18 protein-coding genes are annotated in these 19,211 nt (G+C 32.7%); 1 reads left to right on the top strand and 17 read right to left on the bottom strand.

Annotated features, from left to right (window positions below; translation table 11 throughout):
- Positions 1 to 316: 316 nt before the first annotated feature.
- The 13 genes from QLS65_RS10610 to QLS65_RS10550 form a co-directional block, all read right to left on the bottom strand.
- On the bottom strand, positions 317 to 1,513 hold the full coding sequence (locus tag QLS65_RS10610) for a primase-helicase family protein (protein ID WP_282717511.1): 1,197 nt from the start codon (positions 1,511 to 1,513) through the stop codon (positions 317 to 319).
- 336 nt (positions 1,514 to 1,849) lie between these two features.
- A complete protein-coding gene (locus QLS65_RS10605) occupies positions 1,850 to 2,134 on the bottom strand; it encodes a helix-turn-helix domain-containing protein (RefSeq protein ID WP_282717509.1) in 285 nt (94 codons plus the stop codon).
- Between the two features lie 101 nt (positions 2,135 to 2,235).
- Positions 2,236 to 3,078 (bottom strand): hypothetical protein, encoded by an 843-nt coding sequence (locus tag QLS65_RS10600; RefSeq protein WP_282717508.1) that lies wholly within the window; start codon positions 3,076 to 3,078, stop codon positions 2,236 to 2,238.
- Entirely contained in the window at positions 3,062 to 4,381 is a 1,320-nt protein-coding gene (locus QLS65_RS10595) for a phage integrase SAM-like domain-containing protein (protein WP_282717506.1), read from the bottom strand. The genes QLS65_RS10600 and QLS65_RS10595 overlap by 17 nt, the downstream gene beginning before the upstream one ends.
- A 254-nt stretch (positions 4,382 to 4,635) precedes the next feature.
- Positions 4,636 to 6,399, bottom strand: coding sequence for a DUF885 domain-containing protein (locus tag QLS65_RS10590; protein WP_282717504.1), 1,764 nt, complete (start codon positions 6,397 to 6,399; stop codon positions 4,636 to 4,638).
- Positions 6,400 to 6,607: 208 nt separating this feature from the next.
- Positions 6,608 to 6,970, bottom strand: coding sequence for a nuclear transport factor 2 family protein (locus QLS65_RS10585; RefSeq protein WP_099713694.1), 363 nt, complete (start codon positions 6,968 to 6,970; stop codon positions 6,608 to 6,610).
- A gap of 85 nt (positions 6,971 to 7,055) precedes the next feature.
- A complete protein-coding gene (locus QLS65_RS10580) occupies positions 7,056 to 7,964 on the bottom strand; it encodes a pseudouridine synthase (protein WP_282713203.1) in 909 nt (302 codons plus the stop codon).
- A gap of 284 nt (positions 7,965 to 8,248) precedes the next feature.
- Complete coding sequence (locus QLS65_RS10575) at positions 8,249 to 9,205, bottom strand: geranylgeranylglycerol-phosphate geranylgeranyltransferase (protein WP_282717500.1); 957 nt, start codon at positions 9,203 to 9,205, stop codon at positions 8,249 to 8,251.
- Positions 9,206 to 9,422: 217 nt separating this feature from the next.
- On the bottom strand, positions 9,423 to 9,827 hold the full coding sequence (locus tag QLS65_RS10570) for a response regulator (protein ID WP_282717498.1): 405 nt from the start codon (positions 9,825 to 9,827) through the stop codon (positions 9,423 to 9,425).
- Positions 9,811 to 11,244, bottom strand: a complete 1,434-nt coding sequence (locus QLS65_RS10565) for a sensor histidine kinase (RefSeq protein WP_282713200.1) — start codon at positions 11,242 to 11,244, stop codon at positions 9,811 to 9,813. Before QLS65_RS10565 ends, QLS65_RS10570 begins: the two co-directional genes overlap by 17 nt.
- 347 nt (positions 11,245 to 11,591) lie before the next feature.
- Positions 11,592 to 12,530: a mevalonate kinase family protein gene (locus tag QLS65_RS10560; protein WP_282717496.1), complete on the bottom strand. Its 939-nt coding sequence runs from the start codon at positions 12,528 to 12,530 to the stop codon at positions 11,592 to 11,594.
- A gap of 59 nt (positions 12,531 to 12,589) precedes the next feature.
- Positions 12,590 to 12,784: a hypothetical protein gene (locus tag QLS65_RS10555; RefSeq protein WP_282713198.1), complete on the bottom strand. Its 195-nt coding sequence runs from the start codon at positions 12,782 to 12,784 to the stop codon at positions 12,590 to 12,592.
- A 41-nt stretch (positions 12,785 to 12,825) separates the two neighbouring features.
- Positions 12,826 to 13,908 carry a diphosphomevalonate decarboxylase gene (locus tag QLS65_RS10550; protein ID WP_282717494.1) on the bottom strand — a complete coding sequence of 361 codons (1,083 nt, stop codon included), beginning with the start codon at positions 13,906 to 13,908 and terminating at the stop codon, positions 12,826 to 12,828.
- A gap of 287 nt (positions 13,909 to 14,195) precedes the next feature.
- On the opposite strand from QLS65_RS10550, the gene QLS65_RS10545 reads away from it, so the two are divergent.
- A complete protein-coding gene (locus tag QLS65_RS10545) occupies positions 14,196 to 14,672 on the top strand; it encodes a TspO/MBR family protein (protein WP_282713196.1) in 477 nt (158 codons plus the stop codon).
- A 55-nt stretch (positions 14,673 to 14,727) separates the two neighbouring features.
- Here the strand turns inward: QLS65_RS10545 and QLS65_RS10540 are convergent, their stop codons facing one another.
- From QLS65_RS10540 to QLS65_RS10525, 4 genes are all read right to left on the bottom strand, one after another.
- Positions 14,728 to 15,468, bottom strand: a complete 741-nt coding sequence (locus QLS65_RS10540; RefSeq protein WP_282717492.1) for a hypothetical protein — start codon at positions 15,466 to 15,468, stop codon at positions 14,728 to 14,730.
- 83 nt (positions 15,469 to 15,551) lie between these two features.
- Positions 15,552 to 16,772 carry a BaiN/RdsA family NAD(P)/FAD-dependent oxidoreductase gene (locus QLS65_RS10535; RefSeq protein ID WP_282717485.1) on the bottom strand — a complete coding sequence of 407 codons (1,221 nt, stop codon included), beginning with the start codon at positions 16,770 to 16,772 and terminating at the stop codon, positions 15,552 to 15,554.
- The gene (locus QLS65_RS10530; protein WP_282717479.1) at positions 16,769 to 17,446 is read right to left on the bottom strand and encodes a glycerophosphodiester phosphodiesterase; all 678 of its coding nucleotides are present in this window, start codon (positions 17,444 to 17,446) and stop codon (positions 16,769 to 16,771) included. Before QLS65_RS10530 ends, QLS65_RS10535 begins: the two co-directional genes overlap by 4 nt.
- A gap of 81 nt (positions 17,447 to 17,527) precedes the next feature.
- Positions 17,528 to 19,186, bottom strand: a complete 1,659-nt coding sequence (locus tag QLS65_RS10525; RefSeq protein WP_282717472.1) for an alpha-amylase family glycosyl hydrolase — start codon at positions 19,184 to 19,186, stop codon at positions 17,528 to 17,530.
- Positions 19,187 to 19,211 lie beyond the last annotated feature (25 nt).

The raw sequence follows: 19,211 nt of genomic DNA, 5'->3' as shown, positions 1-19,211 counted from the left end.
ATCATGATTGCAATAATTATACAAACAGTGTTAAAAATATGCATGCAAAGTGTTTACCAAAAGAAACGGATACTTTTACTCAATTAATTACTAATTTTTTTGTTTAGCGTATACTAATTGCTTAATAATCGTTGATGTGTTGAAAAACGTTGCAAAGCCTATCTATTATCAGGTTGACTTTGCAACATTTTTTCAACAAGGTTTCAACAATTAATTTTATGATTTTTTGCCAATTAGATTTCGTTGAACAATTGTTGATTTATAGTTGATATGTGAGATGCTATTAGTGCGAGGTTTACGTTCAATTGTAAACAATTCAACAGTTAATTATAAAATTTTCTTTCTTAAAGGTATAAAATCGACCAACTTTGGTTTCAAAATAAACGGTGAAGTTTTCATTCAAAGAATTGCTATAATCCATTTTGTAAAGTTTATAACTGCTATTTTTAGATTCAAGTTTGAAATGCTCTTTTAGAATTTTAGAAATATAGCTATTATTAGCTCTGATGTTTCTCTTATTGAGTTGCTCAACTAAATCTGAAATCGAATAATATAGTTCATCTTTTCCTAGCTTACTGAACTCATCAATTAAAAATTCTTCGATTTCTTTTTCAATTGAAGTGCGGTTGCCTCTAACTAATATTTCAAGCGCTTCAGTGTAGATTTGTTCTTTTGCAAACCACATGCGACTAACTCTTTTTGAAATGATAGCTCTATCTGTCAAATAGTTTGCAAAATATGGAATTTCTTTTCTCATTTGTTCCAAAAGATCTGGATTTTCACCTGAAAAACAACTTACTTTAATAACCCAATACCGAATTTCTAAATCATCTACTTTAATAAAATTTTCTTCATTGTTAGAGCATAAAATAAACTTGCCAAAAAATTCTATTTCCACTTTGTCCACTCCCTTTCCTTCACTTTTGTAATGATTAGAAGTCGACAGATTTTTAATGCGTTCGCTATCTTCTTTTTTATCCAAAAGTACTTCATCTACAGCAACGATTAGTTTGTTAGCCCAATCGGAATTAAATCGACTTCTAAAATCCTCGTTTTTATTGATCGTCATGTTCCCTTCAAAAATTAATTTTAGTAATTTTAAAAAGGTACTCTTGCCTGTATTTCTTTCTGTACTTACAAAACAAAGGATCGGTAATATTTGCGTTGGATGTTTCCAAAGGATTGTTAGGTAATCTAAACCGATGTCATATTGTTCTCCAAACATGTGATGTAAAAACATCTCGATATTTTTCCACTCTCCTTTTTCTTGAAATTGGTAAGACAAAGGTTCATATTTATTGTAAAAATTGTTAATTTCTCTTTTGTATTCAAAATGGGATGGAAAGGTGCAAAACGTTTCGTATTTTTTTATTTTCTTTAACGAGTCTTTTCCAAAATCATCAATTATGGTTTGTTTGTTCCATTTTATTAATGATTTTGAAGAATCACCACTCATCAGTGGGAAATCTACTAGCTTAAAGTATTCAGTTCCAACACGGATATACTCTTTCATGCTGGAAATTTTATGTGATTCAATTTGCCTCTATCGTAATTTTCACCAAATCGTTTCTTAATAATGAATACTAATACACCATGAGAGTTAGGGTCAGCAAAGGAATTATTTATCATATTACATAAAAGTCGGAAGTTGTAACTATCATAACTTTGAACGATAAGTTGTATGAGTTCGCAGTCTTTGAGCAAATTATCAATATGGTTCACTATTGCCCGGTCTCTATTATATGCTAATTTTAGTTTTGTTAAATTAAATTTCAAATTGTCAAGATGATAGAAGGCATCCGGCAATAAATCTTGGTTATACGGCTCCATAAAAATCAGTTTTAAAGGATTAAAATTGATTTTTTTTGGTTAGTGCATTTAGCACATCGCTTTTTTTATATCGGACTTTGTTACCGATACGAAAAGCGGGGATTTTATCCTTACGGGTGAGGTCCCATAAAGTCACAAGGGAAATAGAAAGTAGCTTTGCCGCTTCTTCCCTGGAGAGAATGATTTCGCTGTTGTTTTGATTTTGGCTCCAAAAAGTTTTCAGTCCAATAATAACGTCTTTGACGATTTTGTTGGTTAAATCATCAGAGTTGGTGTTTTCGACTTGAAGAATTTCTTTTGACATTTTAGTTAATTTTGATTAGATAAATAATCATTTCTTTAATGAATATTATCCAAAATTAACTCGGATGATTCTGTTTAAAATCATTGGGGTGACCCTATAAATCACCCCAAAATTTCTTTTATAATCTCGAAGGCTTTTTCCCTGTCCTCTAAAATTTTCTTTGTATTTTGAGATGGTTTTTTTTCCAACTCAAGATATACTTTTTTTATATTGCTGTCATTCTTGCTGATTAAGAGGCGTAAAAGTTGTCCTTTTTTATTCGAAGATACTTGATCCCAGTTCTCAATTTTCATTATTTGTTCAAAGAGCAAAACTTGTAGAGAGGTGTCTAATAATTTAATTGATTCTGATTTGGTAGATATAAATTCAAGAGGATTTCCTTTTCTCTTCCCTTTAGCCAAGAGTGCTGTACTGAGGTCATTAATTATTTTTATTTGAGATAAATCAAAGAAATAAATCAAATCGTGTATGTTTTCTTTAGTAAGAGTATTTTTAAGATTTTCAATATAGTTATGTATAATGTTATGTAATTTATTATTGACATCAAATACATAATCAGAATCGGTAACTTTAAATAGATGATTGTACGCTTTCTCAGCTATTTTCGAATCAGATAGTAAATAATTATTTTCTAACACATATGGAATTATGCTTGCTAAAAACCAAAAATTTTCTAGCTCATCTGACGTTAGTGATACTTTTTTCAAAGTGTCGTTATAACTTGACTTATCATACATTAACAAAGAAGTAAAGTTTAAAAACTCATTAAAAATTAATTCAAGATGATCAATGCAGATGAAGTCAGAGTCTTCTGAATAGTTTTGTTCTTGTTTCCAATCATAAAGTTCATTAAAAAAGTCGCAATAAAATTTAAAAATTGGATTACCATTAACTAATTCATCCAATGTATAAGGCTTGCTAATATATTTATATTGATTTGTCATTTTCATCTTGTTTTTCCCAATATTCTTTTAATTTTTCTGCGTTCTCTCTAGGAGTAATTTTAATGTATTTCAAAAATTGAGCTTCTGTTTTATGTCCTGTAATAGCCATTATCGTAGCGTTTGGTAATTTACCATATAGATTTGAAGCAAATGAACGCCTGCAGGTGTGTGAAGTAATAAGTTCATGTTTCGGGTATGTACCAAATACCTTACGGCTTTTATTTTTTGAAATAAGAGTTATGTCGGGGAAAAATTCATCATCTGCAGTTTTGACAATCATTTTAGCACCTTCAATCATTTCCTCTAGTTTAACTTCTTGACAAACATCTTTTACATAGTCATTAAATTTGGCATCAGATATTTGCTTGGGTAATTCACCATTTCTTTTTGCCAAGATCTCTTTTAGTTGTTGATGCATAGGTATAACAACAGGATGAGCTGTTTTCCTTGTTACTATTTCAATATAATCGCCAACGAAATTATATTTTTCTAAACTCATGAAGTCAGAAATTCGTAACCCTGTACGTAATCCAAATATGAAATTATCTCTCGTGTTGTCTAATCGTTCAGAGTCACTAAAGTCATGATTATATACTTTGTTGATTTCTTCCTCCGTGAGATAAACATCTTTGGTTTCATTTGATATTGTTGCAAATTCGGAATGTCTGTATTGTTGATTTATAGGGAGTCCTTCAATGTCTAAAATTTTACACCACTTTTTGAAATTAGTAATATATCCTCCAATAGTATTGTTATTTATTTTTTCTATTTTTTGACAATAGAACAAAAAATTTCTATAAAACTCAAGGTTGATATCTTGGAACCTCAGTTTAGTTTTATAAAAACTTTCGTAACCATCTAATTTATACTTTGTAGTTTGATAGTGTTGAATCGTTCTCTTTTTAACCGGTGAGCCTTTGTAAAGTCGGGTAGGGGATTCGTCAATGTATTTTTGTACCCAATCTGTAAAATAGATTTTGTGCAATTCGGTTTTATCAGCCTTCCCAAAGAAGTCTTTGATTTTGTCTTTAAGCCAATTTTTATTGATGTATTGCTGATTAATATACTCGGTATTGTATTGTTCAACGAGATAATTCTCTATTTTTCGTATAGTACTATTGATTAAATCTTTTTCAGGAGTAATATCTATACTTTTGACCTGTTCTTTGGTAGGGCTCCAGTTGCTGAATTTCACCATCAATCCAGTTTTGGTTTTCTGGTCAATTTTATTACTGTCCCAAAAACGGACATGAATGCTGGTCAAATCAGTTTTCGATTTTATAACGAAGAAGCGTACTTTCATAGTTGATTTAATAGGAAATCAAATATAATATTTTTGCCGAAATATTGCCGAAAATATCTTAATTATTTTGAATTAGCCTGAATTTGGGTTAATTTACTTGTAGGAATAAAATAATTAAAACCTTTAAAAGGATTGTTTTTACTGGATTTTTAAAGGTTTTAAAGATTCTTACAAATTAAGAAGTTGTAGAACTATTATCCGCACAAAAAAAAGCTTCTCAATCGAGAAGCTTTTTTTATATCTATACCTGAAAATTATTTGTTTTCTATCCAAGCATTAATTTTCATCTCTAATAATGCTAATGGCATTACTCCGGATTCCAATACCTTTTCATGGAATTTTTTAATGTCAAATTTTGCACCCATTTTAGTTTCGGCTTTTTTGCGTAGCTCCATAATCTTCAGCTGGCCAATTTTATAGGACAAAGCTTGTCCTGGAATCGCCATATAACGCTCTATTTCAGGAATAATGCTCGCTTCACTTTCGGCTTCGTTTGCTAACGAATATTTAATGGCTTGTTCTCTGGTCCAGCCTTTGGAGTGTAATCCGGTGTCAACAACTAATCGAACTGCTCGATGCATTTCATTACCCAGCATTCCGAAATATTGATACGGATCTTGATACAGTCCCAGTTCTTTTCCTAAACTTTCCGTGTACAAAGCCCAACCTTCGCCGTAGGCGCCAAACCAATTGAATTTTCTGAAGTCAGGAAGACTTTGGTTTTCTTGTTGTAAGGATATTTGAAAGTGATGTCCCGGAATCGCTTCATGCAAAAACAAATCTTCATCACCATACATATTATAATTCGCTACATCAGGAATTGGAACATAAAAAATACCGGGACGCTTGCCGTCAGCAGTTCCTTGATTGTACTCAGCACTGGCGGTTTTTTCTCTAAAGGCTTCCGTTCTTCTGATTTCAAATTTTGTTTTGGGTTGCAATGCGAATAATTTGTCTACATTGGGTTTGATTCGGGTATAGATACTTTGAAAATTAGCAATCACTTCTTCAGGGTTTTTGAAAGGTTTTAATTCCTTTTTATTTCGAACCTCTTCAAAGAATGCTAATAAAGTGCCCTTGAAACCTACTTGAGTTTTTACCTTTTCCATTTCGGCATTCAATCGGGCTACTTCTTTTAATCCCAATTCATGAATTTGCTCCGGAGTCATTTCGGTTGTAGTCCATTGTTTTACATAGGTAGCGTACAAATCCTTTCCAAAAGGGAAACTTCCTATTCCACTGGTTGCTCTTGATGCAGATAGGTATTCTTTGGTCAGGAAATCAGCCATTTTTTTATATTGCGGAATCAATTTATCATTGATAGTGGCCGTATATTTTGTGGTTAAGTCTTTTTTTATAGCTTCAGAAAAAGTAGGAGGCATCAATTTTATCGACGAGTAAAATAAATTATCTTCGATTTTTGGCGTGGCCATTTCAGCAAATTGTGGAATTAATTTTGTTGTTAATGATTTTGGCAACACAATTCCTTTTGCCATTCCTTTTTTCATATACACCATAGCCGAATCTATCCAAACAGCATATTTGTCCATCCTTTTCAGGAAATTAGTATAGTCTTTTTCTGTTTTAAAAGGCTGTGCTCCGGTTCCGCCAGCAAATTGTCCCAACGTTAGGTGTGTTCCCCAAAATTGATGTACTGGAAGTAGGTTAGTAGGTTGTTTTAATAAGTCTTTCCCAATCTCAACTTCCCATTTGATGATTTCGTAACTGTTTTTTTCTTCTTCAGATAAGCTTTCTTTATCAATAGTTTTTAAGGCAGTTTGGTATTTGTCAAAGAAAGCTTCTTGCGACTTTCTATAACTGTCTGTCATTTCAAACTGCAGCTGATCATTATACTCGTTTTGACCATTTTGCGTTGCATCCAATGGACTCATAGCGTTTTTATCGTCAAAATAATTTTCTGTCAGACTACCAAAGTCTTCTTTTTTGTCTTCAGGTTTACAGTTGACCAGCAATATAGAGGTTGTCAATGTGATGAAAAGTGCGGTTATTTTTCTCATAATGGATGATGGTTAAATAATTGTAGCTAATTTATTCAAAAAAAATTAATTATTTCCCAAATATGTTTCTATTTGTAATGCTTTAACATGGACTTTTTCTGTTTTTAGTTCTTATTCGCAAAAAAAATCCCATCCGCTTTAAAACGAATGGGATTTTAGGTTTCTATTTTTCTATATCCTTAAAAAAAGATTTGAAAAAAATCTTTTTTTATCCGTGATACACTCTGGAAGCAATTATTTTATCTTCTCTGATATCTAATACTTCCGCCACCAGTAAATCCTCTTCACCGGTAACTGTTCTTATGTATTCCATGAAAACGCGATCTCCATTTGCAGTTAGCGATTTCACCTTATAATTCAAGCTGGGCAAACGCTCAAAAGCATCTTTCCACCATTCTCTTAATGCTTCTTTTCCGGTAACAAAACCGTCGCTTTCCGGTTTGTACATTTTTAGTTTTGGACTAAAATGCACAGCATCTTCATCGTATAAAGACAATAATTTTTCTAATTCTTTATTGTTGAAAGTTTCAAACCATTTAAAAGCAATTGATTGTAGTTTTTCTGGTGTCATACTAATTTAGGATTGAATTTTTAATTAAAAAAATCCCATTCCGTGTAAACGGAAGGGATTTCATTTTTATAATTTCAAAGAAATATTAAACGTTCTTCAAATTGATAATTTCTTGTTCAGTAAGCAATCTCCAGTTTCCTCTTGGCAAATTCTTTTTGGTTAAACCAGCAAAAGAAACTCTGTCAATACGCAATACATCATAACTAAAGTGTTCAAAAATAGAACGCACCACTTTTACGTTAGCAGATCTTAGTTGCAAACCAATTTCACTTTTAGCTTCTCCGTCAATGTAACTTACATCTTCCACAAAAACGCGGTGTCCGTCAAGAGTCAAACCTTTGTTTATTTTTTCTAAATCCTCAAATTTCAAGTTTTTGTCTAATGAAACTTGGTAAATTTTAGATGATTTTTGACTTGGTAACGTAAACTTACGAATCATGTCCGTGTCATTTGTGAACAATAACAATCCAGTTGTATTTTTATCCATTCTTCCAACTGCACCAATTTTTGCAGTCGTAGAACCTTTTACCAGTTCCAATACATTACGATACTCCTGACCTTCGTCCATGGCAGTCGTAAAGTTTTTAGGTTTGTTCAGTAAAATGTATACTTTTTTCTCTGGTGTCAAAGTAGCACCATCAAAATTCACAACATCTCCAGGTTTTACCATATATCCCATTTCGGTAACAGGAATTCCGTTTACTTTCACAGTTCCGGATTGAATATAAATATCCGCATCACGACGCGAACATGCACCAGAATTAGCAATGTATTTATTCAAACGAATTTCGTCTTTTACTTTCGGTCTCTTTGGTGCTTGATTTGGTTTTTTCTCTACTTTATCAGTAGCGATATCGGCAACTTTAGTATTTACTTTAACTTTTTTCGGCCCTTGAGCGCGCTTCTGCATGGCAGGTTTTGGCTTATTCGAACTTGGTCTTGAGCTAGCTGCTCTTGGACCACTTTTCTTATTATTGCCTTCCTTGTTATTCATAATATTCCAATAATTTGTGCAAAGATACTATTTATATACTTGACAATCAATAATAGCCAATTATAAAAACGCTAACTATCTAGTTTATAAGCTAATTAATACGTTTTAGTTTCATTTTTTGGAGCTATTCCCGCTATTCATTACAATCTTTTATTTTTTTGACAGTAAAAAATATAAGGATTTCTCCCGAAGCTTCGGGACTATCGGGTCTAACCAAATAGAGGAATTTGGGGATTTTTGAGAAATGGTTTTTAACCTTTTATAATCCCGAAGCAGAAAATGTTTTAAACCGTCATCAACAATTTTTTTCCGTGCCATAAAACGCTTGGATTGATAAGCACTATGCAAAATACTCCAGCCACAATGAGGAATTTTAAAGTGTTGTGAAGCAATAAAAAATGTGCTTTTGTGTTTGATTTCCACAAGTAAGCCAAGAAAAAAATTAGTACAATCAGACAAGAATAAAAATAAACATCCATGTAACCCACATCGTAAATATCGATTAAAGCGTACACTGGAAGGATAGTCAGAATTGTCAAAACAGTAATAATTTTTTTAGCTATTTCTTCGCCGTAAACAATAGGAATCGTTTTGTAATCATTTGCCATGTCTCCTTTTAGGTTTTCTAAGTCTTTAATCATTTCCCGAATCAACAGCAATAAAAACAAAAAAGAGGCATGAGAAAAAATAACGCCAAGCTGTCTTTTATAATTTTCAATCTCTTCATATGGAATCCGAGTATAAAAATACAACAGTATGGCAAAAAAAGGTAAAACGGCCAGCAAAGCAGCAGTCAAGTTTCCTATTATTGCATATTTTTTTATTTTGTGAGAATAAAACCAGATGAAAAATATGTACCCAGAAAAAAATAAAAACACGCGCCACGAAACAAACATAGCCATTAAAGCCACTATAAAATTGAGTGTAAAATAGACGTTCAGTTTTGTTTTTTGACTCACTAATCGATCTAGCATCGACTTATTAGGACGATTGATTAAATCTTTTCGACTGTCGTAAAAATTATTGATGATATATCCAGAAGCAATTGTAAGCGAAGAAGCAAAAACAAGTATAAACAAATTGAAGTCAAGCAGAATATCCAATGCTCTTTTTTCGGGAGCAAGAATAAATATAGCCGAAAGGTATTGCGCCAAAATTATTATTGGAATGTTGTATCCTCTGACTACAGAGAATAAACTGACAATTTTCATCACTAAAAGCTTCTGTTGCCTGCTTAACATTTTTTATTAGTAGTTTTTTGTCAAGTTTTTACATCGGTATAGCAAACTTGCCTATTCATTTTCAAATTTAGGATTTTGTTTTTAAAATTAACTTGATTTGGTTATAAAAACTCATAAATAGGAACTCTTTTATAAGTATACAGGGAAATACGTCCTTTATTTAGATATATGCTATATTGATAAGTCTAATTTCATTTAATTCAAAATAAATTAGTTATTACAGGGGAGCATCTGGATAAATCATTTCACCAAATTTTTTAATTGGTAAAGGTTTACTCAAAAGAGTTTTGACGCATGTACTGTTTTTTGCTCGCTTAATGTCGTTAGGGTCTAATGTAGAGGAAAGCATAAAAATTTGAGTTTTCTTTTTCAATTCTTCTGAGAACATTTCATATTCTAAAAGGAATTCGAATCCATCCATTTCAGGCATTTTAATGTCTAATAGAATGATCAGAGATTCCTCAGCACTGATGTTGTAATTAGTAAGCCATTGAATTCCTTCTTTACCATTATTGGCAGTACTTATTTCAGTTATACCCAGTTTTTTTCTTAGTAATTGTTTCGTGACAATTTGATCAATTAGATTGTCGTCAATTATCAAAACTTTATAATTGGCCCTCATGTTTTATAGGTATGGTTACTATAAATTTACTTCCTATATTCATTTTGGAATCTACGGTTATATTTCCATTAAGATTTTCAACAGCTTCTTTTACTAAGTAAAGACCTAAACCCGAACCTCTCTTACTGTTATTGGTTACAAAAAACATTTCAAAAATTTTGACTAGGTATTCTTTATTGATTCCAATACCATTATCTTCAATTTCTATTTGGTAAAATTCCCCTTTGGTATACGTTTTTATAGAAATATAACGCGTCTCTTTTTTCTCGTCAGAATACTTTATAGCATTTGATAGTAAGTTATTTAAGATAATCTTTAATCGTAAACCATCACTTTGGACTTCATCAACAGATAAGTTTTTTTTGATGGTAATTTCACTTGTCCCTTTTATGTAAAAATGTTGAGAAATAATTTCGTCTATAATTTCATTTATACTAACAGATGCTGTGGTTACTTTTTTTCTTTTATTTCTGGAATAATCTATTATATCCCTAATAAATTGATCTTGTTTGTCAAGACTTTGATGCATTAAGTCTAAATAATCTCTAATCTCATCCAAATCATCTTCTAATTTTACAATCTCTATTAACCCTTTTAAGGAAGAGATGGGCGATCGTAAATCATGAGAAGCACTGTATACAAACTTATCAAGTTCTTTATTGACTATTATTAAATTTCTATTTTTGTCTTCTGTTTCTTGTTTTGAGCTTCTTAGCTTTTTAATCATTAGTGAATAATAAATACTGACACTTCCTATAATTATAAACGTAAAAAAAATATTGGTATAAAGAAGGTAGGATTTAATTAAGCGAGTGCCTTCTCCTAGTGAATCAGAGAAATTACGCTGGTTTATTGTTAGGTTTTGGGTGAGGCTATTTATTTGTTGGAAAATTTTTTCTTTTTCATCTGTGCTTAAAGTATTGGTGCTTATTTTTTTATGGGCTTGATTTCCAATCAATGCTAATTGGTCAATTAATTGATCTCCTTTTTCCCATTCATTGATTGCTTTTGCTAAAAAGGAAACAGAGTAAAAATGTTTAAATAACCAAATTAAATCATCAAGATCTCTTTCGTCATTTCGACCAGCTCTAAATCCATCTTTGACTATTTCAATGTCAGTATTGTTAACTAAGCCAATTCGCGCAGTTTTATCTCCTTTAGGAACACTTAATTCGTCGTTAAATAATTTCCATTGACTTGTGTCATTAGTAAATAAATACGTAATAAGGTGACGTGTTGCATCCTTTTGTCCTTTTGAATAATGTGATTCGCCATTTACATACGCTCGGGATGCCGACAAGATTTTAATGGTTAGGTAGTTGATGATAATCAACGAAGAGCAGGATATAACTACTATAATCAGAGGAATGAAAATATTGCTTCGCTTAAAATTTTCAAGAATTTTATTTTCAGTCATATAGTTTTTTTTGTTGGTAGTGCGGCAAAAAAATCAGATGCTTAAAGATAGGATGTTTTCTATTGAAATGTAAGATTTATTTTAAATTTATTTGTAGTGAACAACTTGATTTTTGTTTTAAGGTTTTTCTAAAAAAAAGTATCATTTTCAATAAAAGAACTGCCATAAAAGCATAAAAAAACACGAATAGTATAAGGTTCTATGCCCCAGTAAATTCGTGTTTTTATAATTTGAAATTAGTTGTTTTCCAAAAAAAATGGAATATGGCTGTAATAAGGATACTAGCGAAATACTCTGTATTACAAAAAGTTGTGCTGTCAGTTTAAACTTGTAGTAGTTACAATTTTTTAAAACTGATAGACCACCTCTAGTTTGTAATCTTTTAAAGAAGCTTTAGCTTTTTCTAAATCTTCAGTGAAACCTAAAATGTAACCGCCACCACCAGAACCACATAATTTTAAGTAGTAATCATTGCTATCAATTCCTTGCTGCCAAATTCCGTGAAATTGTTCCGGAATCATTGGTTTGAAGTTATTCAAAACGACTTTTGATAATTTTTTGGTATTCATGAACAATGATTTCATGTCTCCACCAAGGAAGTTTTCTACACAAGCATCTGTATATTTCACAAATTGATTTTTCAACATTGCACGGAAACCTTTGTCTTTCAGATTTTCCATGAAAATATTTACCATCGGAGCAGTTTCGCCGACAATTCCTGAATCTAATAAAAACACAGCGCCTTTTCCGTCAAAACTTTGAGTAGGAATTCCCGTTGCTTCAATATTGTCTTTAGAATTAATCAAAATAGGAATACTCAAATAACTATTCAAAGGGTCTAAACCAGAACTTTTTCCGTGGAAAAAACTCTCCATTTGAGAAAATATATTTTTTAATTGCAATAATTTTTCACGGGTCAAATTCTCCAGAACCGTGATTTTATTTTGTGCATATTTATCATAAATCGCGGCTACAAGTGCGCCGCTGCTGCCTACACCATATCCTTGTGGGATACTGGAATCAAAATACATTCCGGTCTCCACATCGTTTTTCAATGTAGTCAAGTCAAAAGTAACTAAGTCAGATTGTTCGTTTTGTAAAGTTTCTAAATACGTTACAAAACGTCTTAAGTGACCATTTGATTTGATGGCTTCTTCAGTTGGATTTTCATCTCTTTTAAGTGCACCATTGTAAAAATTATATGGGATTGAAAGCCCTTTTGAGTCACGAATAATTCCGTATTCTCCAAAGAGTAATATTTTTGAGTAAAATAAAGGTCCTTTCATATTAGATTGTAAATTAACAATTTAGTCTTGATAATTATATATTGTAACAAATGAATTTCTTATAAATCAACTTGATCTCCGCGATTTGCCTCTAGAATTTCAAGATCAATTTCCTCTTGTTGTTCAGGAGATAGTTCTTTCCAGACATCTTTTTTTTGTGTTTTGAAAATGTTTTTTATAGCCTCGATTATCGTTTTGTCATCAGTTTCTAATAACATTTTTATCAATTCTAATTTCTCTGATTGAATGTCCATGATTTCAGCTCTTTAAAAAATAAAGATAGGAAAAAAACAGATTAAATCAACGAAGCTCCATTTCCAATTTTGTCACAAATGTACTGACCATTTTGACAATAGCCAACTAATTCGTTCTTAATAAATTGTAAAACTATTTCGGCCATATTTTCAGGATATAAAACATGCACATTTGCACCAGCATCAAGCGTGAAACAAACCGGAATTCTAGTCTCATTTCTAAATCTCCAAATCGCATTTATAATCTCCAAAGTGTTCGGTTTCATTAGTATAAAATAAGGCATTGAGGTCATCATCATAGCATGCAAAGTCAAGGCTTCGCTTTCTACAATTTTGATAAATTCCTCTAAATCCCCACTTTCAAAAATGGTAATTAGTTGGTCTAAGTTTTCATGTGCTTGTGCAAATCGCCTTTCGGCAAAAGGATGGTTGTGCATTAAATCATGACCAATGGTACTCGAAACCTGTTTTTCACCTTTGTCAACCAGTAAAATAGTATCTTGAAAATTCTTAAAATTTGTATGAATCGCATTAGGAAATTCTACCCCAAATAAATCAGAACTTCCGGAGATATTTGCATGATTTCCCCAAACTACAACTTGTCCTTTTACACTTCTGCAAGCGCTCCCGGAACCTAGGCGTGCTAATAAAGATGCTTTTTGATAGAAATATTCCTCGGTAATCTCAGGGTTTAACGCTTTTTCTAAACTCATCAAGTTCATCGCCAAAGCTGCCATTCCAGATGCTGATGAAGCAATTCCGGAACTGTGAGGAAAGGTATTCTCTGTATCAATTGTAAAATGGAAGTCTTTTAAAAACGGCAAATAAATTTCTATTCGCTCCAGAAATTTTTGAATTTTTGGTTTGAAATCTTCTTTTGGTTTCCCTTCAAAAAGTAAATCAAAGGAAAATGTACCGTCGTTTTCTTTTTTGGCGAAAGCCAATTTCGTTATCGTTTTACAATTATTCAAGGTAAAACTCACCGAAGGATTGGCTGGAATTTGATTGTCCTTTTTTCCCCAATATTTTACAAGAGCAATGTTACTGGGCGCACTCCATTGAAAATTTCCGCTTTCAATCGAATGTGTATATTTTGATGGAATAAAATCGTTTGCTGAAATCATGAATGTATAAATTTACGCAAAGATACTTTTTTTGGGTTATTTGTTTATTCGTTTAGTTGGTTAATCGTTACAAAGATTTAAGTAAATTTGGACAATAAAAATAATCATATAAGTCCATCAAGGATTTTTTAACCATTAAGGAATTAAGCTTCATTAAGTATTGGGCTTAATTTTTCTTAATTCCTTAATGGTTAGAAATATAAAGTTTACGAGATAATCAGTACACTTATTGTTTCTTAAATAGCTCATATGTTTCAAGAAAAGAGTACATTTTAAAAAATATAAAAATGAATAAAATTACCCGAATATTAGCTGTTGTTGTTACGTGTCTTGCGATTGGATATTTCTCTGGAATTGTCACCCGATCTGCCATTACAACGTGGTATCCAACTTTAGTAAAACCAAGTTTTAATCCGCCTAATTGGGTTTTTGCACCAGTTTGGAGTATGTTGTATGTGATGATGGGCGTTGCCGCAGGATTAGTTTGGGATAGAATTGAATCAGAAAAAGAGGTTGTAAAAAAAGCATTGGTTTTCTTTGCAATACAATTGGCACTAAATGCTTTGTGGTCGTATTTATTCTTTGGTTTACACAATCCAATGTTAGCCGGATTAGAAATTATTGTATTGTGGTTGATGATTTTTGAAACGTACGTTCAATTTGCCAAAATCAATAAAATTGCGGGCTATTTATTGCTTCCGTATTTGGCTTGGGTAAGTTTTGCTGCCGTTTTAAATGGAAGTATTTGGTGGTTGAATAGATAAGATTTCGTATTTCAGAAACTTACTTTTGTCTGGGTTGCAATGATATTTTAAAAGTTTATTTGCTTTTGAAATGTAATATTTTGAGACTCATAAATTCCTGAAGCGAAAGTACATTTTGTTGTTCAGCAATTATTTTTGACTTTGGGTCTTTGTTGCAGAAATCTAGAAATTTTCCAATTTCCTCAGGTTGAAGTTGTAATGTGTCGGTATAAAATTCTGGTTCGATTTGTGTTTTTGCAGCCTCTACAAAAGGCAGAACAGGACCTTTTACCTCTGTATCAGTATTCTTTTTCTGGAACAACTTAGCTATCATTCCGCCAATTCTCATTAAATTCATGCCGTTTTCAATGGTACCAGTATAAATGCCAGGATTTTTTAATGATTTTGCATTTTTTTCAAGAGCGTATTGATCTAGTTTGGCTTGTTCCCATTTAGCATCTTTACCAAGCTTTATGGACGGCATGCTTTGAACAACCACTTCTTTAAGCTCTTCTACTTTAGAAGATAAAGTTACTTTAAGAGCACCTTGGTTTAAGACTGCTACTGAAATTTTTATTTCTTTAATTTTATGATTTTTAGCAACAAAAACTAATACATCATTAATTTCAATGTTAATTGCAAACTTTCCATCAGTATCGGTCAAAATAACGGTTTTGGAGGTTGAATTGATTACTTCAACTTTGGTTGCAGCGGTTTTATCAAATAATACTTGTCCCTGAATGCGGTTGCTAACTTGTGCTAGACCAATATGGTGAAGAAATAAAATAAAAAAGGAGGCGAGTAGTTTTGTTTTCATAAGTTTCTGATAATACGATAGTAAAGTTATCAGAATCTTCTTAAATAAAACTTACTGAAGTTTTAAACTCTTGTTAATTAAATTTAAATTGCAGTAGCCACAATAAACCCGCTCGTCCATGCATTCTGAAAATTGAATCCGCCTGTAATGGCATCAATATTGACGATTTCACCAGCAAAATAAAGATTATCATGTAATTTGCTTTCCATTGTTTTGAAGTTAATTTCTTTTAAATCAATTCCGCCGGCAGTTACAAATTCTTCCTTAAACGTGCTTTTTCCGTTGACCTGAAAAGTCCCGTTCGTCAATTGAATGGCTAGATTTTGCAATTGTATTTTAGATAAATCGGCCCATTTTGTCTCCACTTCAATTCCGGAAGCGAGCACTAAACTTTCCCATAATCTATTGGTTAATTCGAAAGGAGATTTTTTTGAAACTGATTTTTTAGCGTGTTCTTGTTTTAAGTCTTTTAGCTTCTTCTCGACATCGGCAGTATCTTCATCATTCAACCAATTCACGAAAATGGTGAACTGATAATTTTTGTCATGCAAGATGCGGGCACCCCAAGCCGAGAGTTTTAATATTGCGGGTCCGCTCATTCCCCAATGGGTAATTAACAACGGTCCTGTTGAAGTAAGTTTAGTGTCTTTTACTTTTACGGTAACTTGTGCCGCAACTCCGGGCAATTCTTTTATTCTGGAATCTTTGATGTTGAAAGTGAATAGGGAAGGAACTGGGCTGACAACTGCGTGACCAAAATTCTGTAACATTTCCCAGACTTTAGGATTGCTCCCTGTGGCTAAAATTAGCTTTTCGGCAAGATAATTTTCAGTTTGGGTTTCAATTTTCCAAAAATTTTCTCCCGAAACTTCGGGATTGAAAATAGATTGTACACTTTGTCCCGTAAGCACTGCAATTCCTAGTTTTTGTGTCGCTTTTAGAAAACAATCAATAATTGTTTGTGAAGAATTTGAAACGGGAAACATGCGTCCGTCCGCTTCAATTTTGAGTTCTACGCCATGCTTCTCGAACCATTCAATCGTATCTCCAGAACAAAACTGATGAAAAGGACCGCGTAATTCTTTTTCGCCACGCGGATAAAATTTTACCAATTCATTCGGTTCAAAACAAGCGTGCGTTACGTTGCATCTTCCGCCACCGGAAATTCTAACTTTTTGCAATACTTCAGCTCCGCGTTCCAGAATTGCAACTTTTAATTTTGGATTTTTCTCCACAATATTAATCGCTGTAAAAAAACCTGCTGCGCCGCCGCCTACTATTATTATATCGAAATTCTGGTTCATATTCTATTTGGGAAATCAGTGATGATTCCGTTTACGTTGAATGTTTTTATTTTTTGAATGTCTTCTAATTCATTGATGGTCCACGGGAAAACCTGCAATCCTTTTTCCTGTATTTTTGCCGTGTTTTCTTTTGTCAATAAATGAAAATGCGGATGAATGGATTTTGCCTGAATGAATTTGGCGAAAGCCAAAGCCAAGTCTAAATCGGTTTCCGTTAAAACGCCAATTGGAATTTTATCATTTAAAAACGCCACTTGTTGCAGCGCATTCCAATCAAAACTGGAAATTAAAAATCGGTCGTATTTCCATCCTTTTTTAGTGACGTATTTTTCAATAAGCGAAACTACTTTATCGGTTGCCTCATAACTTTTGAGCTCAATATTGATAAAACAATCTTGGTTTACCAAATCAAAAACCTCCTTTAGAGTTGGGATTTGCTGCTCTTCATTTATTCTAAAGGCTTTCAATTCGCGCAAAGATAATGCATCTACAAAACCTTTTCCATTGGTCGTTCGGTCAATAGATTCGTCATGAATAACCATTATTTCGCCATCAGCACTCAAATGCACGTCGAGTTCAATGCCGTCCACCTGCATGTCTAATGCTTTTTGGAACGAAATAAAGGTGTTCTCTGGTTCATGTCCTTTTGCGCCACGATGTCCAATTTTGAGCATTTTCTTTTATTTTTTGGTAAAGGTAAACATAAAAAAAACGCCTTCATTTCTAAAGGCGTTTGGATTAAATTATTTTAAAAATTATTTTTTCAATTCTAATAAAACAATATCAAATTCAGTATTGATTGTCACTTTTCCATTGGAAACGATTGCTTCTTTTCCGGAATAGGCATCTTTTAATGATGTGCCGTCTGCGAAAATTGAATCTATAGCAAGATCTTTTGTACCAATTACCAAATCCAATCCAACAACTACTTTATCTGTAAAATCTCCTTTAGAGAAAGTTCTGCTAAAAACATACGGTTGAGCTGAAATTTGCTTGTGAATTCCTGCTCCTATCGAAGGATGGTTTTTCCTGAATTGACCTAATTTTTGCCAATGCAACAGCGTTTTTTGAGTTTCAGGATTTGATTTGATAGCTTCCCAATTCATAAACGAACGCAAGGTAGCATCGCCTTTTGTTCCTTCGATCACTAAAGAACGAGCGCTTTCATCACCATAATATACTTGAGAAAGTCCAGGACTCAGTAATAATTTTGTTCCGCTTTCTATAGTTTTGGTACGATTTGCATCAAATGGTCCACCGTCATCGTGTGAAGACAAATAATTCAAAACACTATATCCTTTTAAGTCATTGTTTAGCTTGTCAGAATATTTGGAAAATATAAATTCATAGTCTTTTTGTGCATCCCATTTGAACTCAAAATTGATCATATTGTTGAAACCATTTTTAAAATAGTTTATTTTTTTGTCTCCAAAATCAAAATCTTGTCCGCCGCTGATACCATAATTATAAACTTCAGCAATGGTGTAAAAAGGATTATTATCTAAAACTTTTGTAGGATTGTTTTTCTTCCAAGTTGTAAAAGCATAATCACATTGGGTCTTGAAATCAGCCCAAACCGTTTCATCGGTATGTTTTACCGTGTCGCCACGATAACCGTCAATTCCGTAATCCGCAATATAATCCGTCAACCATTTGATGATGTAGTATTTTGGTGCTCTTGGATATCCCGTACGAGCAAAAAACACATCCAGTTCTTTCATTTCTTGTTCGTAACGCCCTTCTTTTTTCCATTTTTCGATTAAAAAAGGAGGTAACGCTACCGCTTGATTGTTTTCTGTTTTTATATCCGGAAGATTAGAAACCAGCGTACACGCAGTTGTGTTTTCAAACGATTTGTAATCGCAATTGGGTCCTGTTCGCACCCAGTCATTTGGCCAAACCGTATCTTCGGGAGTTACGGGACCGGTATGATTGATTACGCCATCAAGAATGATTCGGATTCCGTGTGCGTGTGCTTTTTGAACTAATGCAGCCAAATCTTCTTTTGTTCCAAAGTTAGGATCTAAGTTCGTCCAGTCTCTCGCCCAATAGCCATGAAAGCCATAACTTAAACCTGTTCCTTCGTCAACACCATCGTGAATTTGCTCTACTATTGGTGTAAACCAAATGGCATTGATTCCTAATTTATCAAAATAACCTTCGTCAATTTTTTGAGAAATTCCTTTGATATCGCCACCTTCAAAACCACGAAGTTTTCCCGTTGTTTTGGTTCTGTTGAAGTTTATATCATTTGAAGTGTCGCCATTATTAAAACGGTCTGTCATTAAGAAATAAACATTCGCTCCTTCCCAAACGAAAGGTGTTTTGTTACTCTCAGCAACTGTTTGTGTACTGGAGCAACTACTCATTATTGTCATGGTTAATAGTAAAAGTGGGATTGAATATTTTTTCATTTTTATAGCATTAAATGATTTGTTA

The sequence above is a fragment of the Flavobacterium algoritolerans genome, assembly GCF_030010385.1.
GTDB classification, from domain to species: domain Bacteria; phylum Bacteroidota; class Bacteroidia; order Flavobacteriales; family Flavobacteriaceae; genus Flavobacterium; species Flavobacterium algoritolerans.
The sequence above is the reverse complement of the archived record's forward strand: the minus strand, read 5'-3'. Positions and strand labels throughout refer to the sequence as shown.